This window comes from uncultured Chitinophaga sp. (assembly GCF_937874145.1).
In the GTDB taxonomy this organism is placed as follows: domain Bacteria; phylum Bacteroidota; class Bacteroidia; order Chitinophagales; family Chitinophagaceae; genus Chitinophaga.
The window spans coordinates 1-5177 of sequence record NZ_CALNBI010000110.1; the positions used below are offsets into that span (position 1 = coordinate 1).

A 5177-nucleotide genomic window follows, 5' to 3' on the forward strand; every position below is an offset into this window, starting at 1 on the left:
ATACGATGCAGCGCGACCCGTCTTTCTTCACGTATATCCATTCCCGCTGCTCCGATCCTTCCTTCTCCGTCTTATAGATGAATGCCCGCATTTCCGAAATCTCTTCTCCTGATTCTTCCGACAGCTCACGTGCGCGGTTTTGCATTTCCTCCCTGTCGTGTATCACGTCGGGGAGCGTGCAGCCGATCATCTCATCGGCGGTATATCCCAGGAGCCGTTCGGCGCCCCGGTTGAAAAGCGTGATCGTGCCGGATTTGTCGGTGGCGATAATACTCACTTCCGAAGCGGATTGCAGTACTTCCTGCAGGAGCTTCCGGGAGTTGAAAACGTCCAGCATGGCCTTTTTCCGGTCGTTGATATCCTGGAATGCGCCGTATAGGCGTTTGCAGACGCCGTTCTCGAAATCCGCATGCCCCTGCGTGCGCACCCACCGTTCCTCGCCCTGCCAGGTGGTGATGATCACCTCCAGGTCGAAAGAGCGCCCGGTGCGGATGGCGCGGTTCACGGCACGGATCACTTTATTCTGATGCTCCCCTTTCTTGAAAAACCCGATAGCCGCCTGCAGGTCGGGCTCGAAGCCCGGCGGAACGCCGTGCAGCTCGCGGGTCATGTCGGTCCAGAGGAGTTTATCTTTCGCCATTTCCGCCACCCAGGCCCCTACCCTGGCCACTTTGTTGGTCTGCTCCAGCATTTCTTTGGTGGTGGCGAGGTCTTTTTCGAGGAGATAGCGTTCCGTAATATCGATGGCGTTGCCGATTACGTAAGGCTCTTCGTTCTGCCCCGTTTCCAGGACGTTGCTGAACATCCAGATGCGCTTCGAACCGTTCCGGTGCGTGGTGGTCATTTGCCCCGCGGCCATTCCCTTATCGCGGATCTCTTTCAGGTATGCGTCGAACATCGGGCGGTGGTCTTCCGGCAGGAGGTCGCCCAGGTTCATCCTGGACATTTCCGCTACCGTATAACCGAGCAGGTTAGCGCCGGCGTAGTTGACGGAAATGATTTTGCCCCGCAGGTCATGCGTGCACATGAGGCCCTGGCTATGCTCAAAGAATGCGCTCAGTTTTTTCTGGCTTTGCTCCAGCAATTCTTCCCGGATACGCTCGTCAGTGATATCGCGCCCGATGGCGAAGATGTCGCCGGTGTCGGGGTCGGATTCCGCCGCCCACTGGATCAGGCGGTAAGCGCCCGTTTGGGTCCGGAAACGGCGGGTGAAATTGACCTTGTCCTTCCCGGAACGGATATTTTTCAGGTTCTTTTTGGCGGCTTCCAGGTCGTCGGGATGCAAGAACTCCAGCCCCGGCCGCGTCATCAGCTCTACTTCCGACCAGCCCAGCAGCTTCGTGAAAGCGGGGTTCACCTTGCGGTAATACCCGTTCGGCTGCAGGATGCAGATAAGGTCTTTCGACAGCTCGAACAGCTGCTCGAAATAATTCCGTTCCATATTCTTCCGCCGCTCCACGATGAGGGAAACCACCATCTCCGCCAGCAGCTTCAACGATTCCTTCTGCTCGCTGGTAAGATTGCCGGGCTTGCGGTCGAGCACGCAAAGCGCGCCCAGCGCAAATCCCTCCCGGTCGATCAGCGGGTAACCGGCATAATACCGGATATGCTCGTCGCCTGACACGCCCGGGAGCTTCGCAAAGCGGTCGTCTTTCGAAGCGTCATTAACTTCGAACAGGTCGGGATATGAAATGGTGTATTGGCAGATGGATTCGCTGCGGGGAGTTTCTTCGATTTCCAGGCCGGTTTTCGCTTTGATCCATTGCCTGTTCTCATCGATGAGGGTAACGAGCGAAATCGGCGTACCGCAAATGCGCGACGCAAGATCGGTCAGCTTTTCATACTCTTCTTCCCGGAAGGTATCCAGGATGTTGTAGCTTCTCAGCGCGCGTAGGCGCGCGGCTTCGTTCTGTGGGACTGGCGGTGTATTCATAGTTTCAAATCAGGACTCCTTCTGATTCTCACGGTTAATAAAAGTAACACAAAAATAAGAAAAGCGCCGCAGAAGAATCTGCGGCGCTATAAACCATATCCTATGAAAAACACTAAAATTGCTTAAAACGTAGTGCAAATATCCGCCGATCCGCAGCCATCCGTACTGACGAACGTCAGTTCGCCGTATGATTTTCGTAAGCTGCCGCGAAAACAGCAGTAGCGCTACATCAGGATCGCTTCTTTCAGCCATGCCGAAGCATAGGGGGAAGCGAGCACTTTATCCCGAAATTCGGGCTGGCCGATGGTGGCTTCCATTTCGACGGGATTGGTGAGGTCGATCCGGGAGAAAATCTCGTAAAACTGAGGGTCCGTCTGCAAAAGGTGCAACAATTCCGTGGCGAGCGCTTCCGCGGTGGGTTTGGGTTCGTTGCTGCGGAAGAGTTTCCGCCGTTTGAAGAACGAGCCTACGATCTCCACCACGCCCCACCAGGTACTTTCGGCCGAGGGTGACTGCACCAGGTCCGAAGGCTCCGCCACCGGAACCTGCAGGGCATCCCAGGCGCGGAGGATCCCGTTCCCGTAGTATTTCCTCCAGTCGGGGAAGGTTTCGCCCTTTGCGGCGCTGGTGAACAGGGCATGGCGCACGGCTTCCACTTTCATCCATTTCTTCCCTTCATCATAATAACCTTTCTTTTCCATCTCCTCCCTGTGCCTCGCGATGTACAGCGCCGCCGCGGCCGCCACCTGGGGCGTGGCTGAAGACGTCCCCCCGCCGCTCCGCACAAACGGGTGTACGGTGGAAGCCCAGGGCGTATTGGGCGTGTAGCCGGCCAGCGCGCGGGTCATCCGCGACGCCGGCCCCCAGGAACCCTGCATATACTGCGTACTGATGGCGCGTTCGGAGCCTTCCCGCAGGAAGTCCACGTCGTACGGCCGGTGATCGTACATGGCGCCGGTCGCCGCAATCACCCGCTCAAATGCCGCGGGAAACAATACGCACTTCGGTAACAGCGCGCCCGTGCCCTTGTACCAGCAGTTGCTCGCGGCGCTCACGATCACGATGCCCGCTTCGTACGCCCGGTTCACCGCCTTCGCCATCCGCTGGCTGGGCTTGCCCGCCATCGACATCGACACTACCTCGCAACCGTTCGCGATCGCATAATCGATAGCTTCGGCGAAAGTGCGGTCGTTCATGATCACCACCGATTCCGAAATCCTGCAAGGGATCACCGTGGCCACGGGAGCCCCGCCGATATACCCTTCATATTCCCCGAAAGTCTGTTCCTTGCTCACTTTCCCGCCGGCCAGCAGCACCATGGTGCCCAACCCGTGGCCGTCCTGCCCGGATTCGGGCTTGTCTTCCGCCACGGCGGGGTTCTCCTTGCTCACGAAGCTCCGCTGCAACTGGTAGTCCAGGTTTTCGGGCAATGCGGGATGTTTGGGGATGTAGCCCGTATCGAGGTGCGCGATGCGGACGTGTGCGCCCGGTGTGGCCCGCACTTCCGCGGTAGCTTTCGCGAGCTGGGAATGCGTATCATTCAGGTGCCAGCCGATCGTGGCATCGCCCATGGCGGGCGGCCATTCGCGGATGTAATCGGGGTTGTTGGCATCGGCTTCGCGCGTGGCGCGCTTGTCCTGCGCGGGCGTAACGCTGAGATCGGGTTCCACCACGGCTTCCAGCCCGGATTGCAGTAAACTTTGCTGCAGGGCATGCGCGGCGCTCCAGCTGTGTTCATGCGGGGTGTTTTTCAATTCCACCAGGAGGAAATCCACGCCTTTTTCCAGGATCTCCATATCGTTGCCGGGGTTGATATCGCCTGCCGGCAGCGTTTTCCAGGTGATGAGCAACTGCGCGTTGCGTTTCACCTTCACTTCATCCCATTCCTCTTCTTTGGAAAGTTGCCGGCCGGTTGGACTGGGCTTCAGATCCGGCGATCGTTTCCCTGTCACCACAGCCGCATCCGGTATATCGATTTTAAAAGGAAATGCGGTATCGAATGAAGGGATGATGGCACCGTATTCGAAGAAATTGGGACGGGGATAATAGTACCGCTCGCGGATGGCGTCGATCAGTTCCGGCGCGTTTTTCTTGCGGGTGGACGCTTTTTTAAACAAACCGATGAAAGATTCGGTGAACACGCCGTTTTTATCGCCGTCGAAGGGGGTCTGGTCATCCTGGCAGGCGGCCATCAGCTTCACCGCCGCTTTCACGTCGGCAGCCTGCGCTTTGGTCCTGTATTTCTTCTGGACGGGCGCATACACCGTTTCGCCATACAATGATAAAACGTCCTGCTCATTGGCCAGCGGCAGTTTGCGGGAACGCATCCCGCGGGCGCCCGCAGCTTTTTCGAGCCCTGCGGCCAGGTGCTGGCTGAGGTCCTGGGCATCGGGCACTACGCGGGCGATGGTTCCGGAATGGCAGCTGTCCGACACAATGAGGATGCGCGTACCTTCCCGGAAAGCGCGGAATGCTTCGAACAGCTCGTCGTCCAGCAGTTCGCGGTCGTAGAGGCACCAGGTTTGGTCGAACCGCTCATTATCCAGGCCCACGGCTTTTTCGTTGGCGATCTGGCTGCCGTGGCCCGCGTAGGTCAGCAGCAGGATATCGCCGGGCGCCATTTTGCCGGCGTAATCGTGGAGCGCGGCCAGCACGGCGGCGGAGGTGGCCTCCTCGTCGTGGTAGTGCCGGGCCGAGTAGCCCGACTGCTCCGCGAATTCCTTCCAGAATACAGCATCCGCAACGGCCGCTTTGAGGCAGGGCACATCGGAATAATGCTGTTTGTCTATTTTGTTCAACCCTATGTGCAGGGAATAGCCTTTAGACATGTCGTAGGGGTTTAATGTGGAATGATATGTTGAATGATGCTTGTAACTTCATTTTCATCCAGCAGGTACGCAGGATAGCTGCCGCCGGAAACGGTTTCGGGGCGATGCGATCCATGCAGCCTGAGCGCTGCCGCCAATGCGGGAATGGCCGCTTTTACCGGTCCGTTTTCCCGCAGCGCGAAGGCCAGCATCCGCAGCAGATCGCCGGAGGTGCGGCCTTCTCCTTCTTTCCCTGAAAAAATCAGTTTATCCGTACCCGTTATCTCCGCAAGTTGTGCGAGCTGTTTGCCGATCCCGTTGGTGATGACGTACACATTCCCCGCGCCTGCCGCGGCCAATGCGGCTTCCAGTGCGTCGGCGGCAACAGTGATATCGTTTGCCGGGGAGAATTCGAAACGCAGCAACTGCGCCGGCGC

General features: G+C 58.1%; 3 protein-coding genes. All 3 read right to left on the reverse strand.

All coding sequences use genetic code 11. The features are described from left to right. Window positions 1–1933: PAS domain S-box protein (locus Q0510_RS05065; RefSeq protein WP_298708853.1), on the reverse strand; the 1933-nt coding region annotated here is incomplete at its 3' end. Window positions 1934–2157: 224 nt separating this feature from the next. Next, window positions 2158–4761: a S8 family serine peptidase gene (locus Q0510_RS05070; protein ID WP_298708855.1), complete on the reverse strand. Its 2604-nt coding sequence runs from the start codon at window positions 4759–4761 to the stop codon at window positions 2158–2160. 11 nt (window positions 4762–4772) lie between these two features. Further along, window positions 4773–5177 (reverse strand): hypothetical protein (locus tag Q0510_RS05075; RefSeq protein WP_298708856.1); only part of this gene is annotated, 405 nt, incomplete at its 5' end.

Excerpts from the sequence above, each read along its gene's own strand:
- Q0510_RS05070 (WP_298708855.1), bottom strand. The coding sequence starts at position 4,761 with ATGTCTAAAGGCTATTCCCTGCACATAGGGTTGAACAAAATAGACAAA.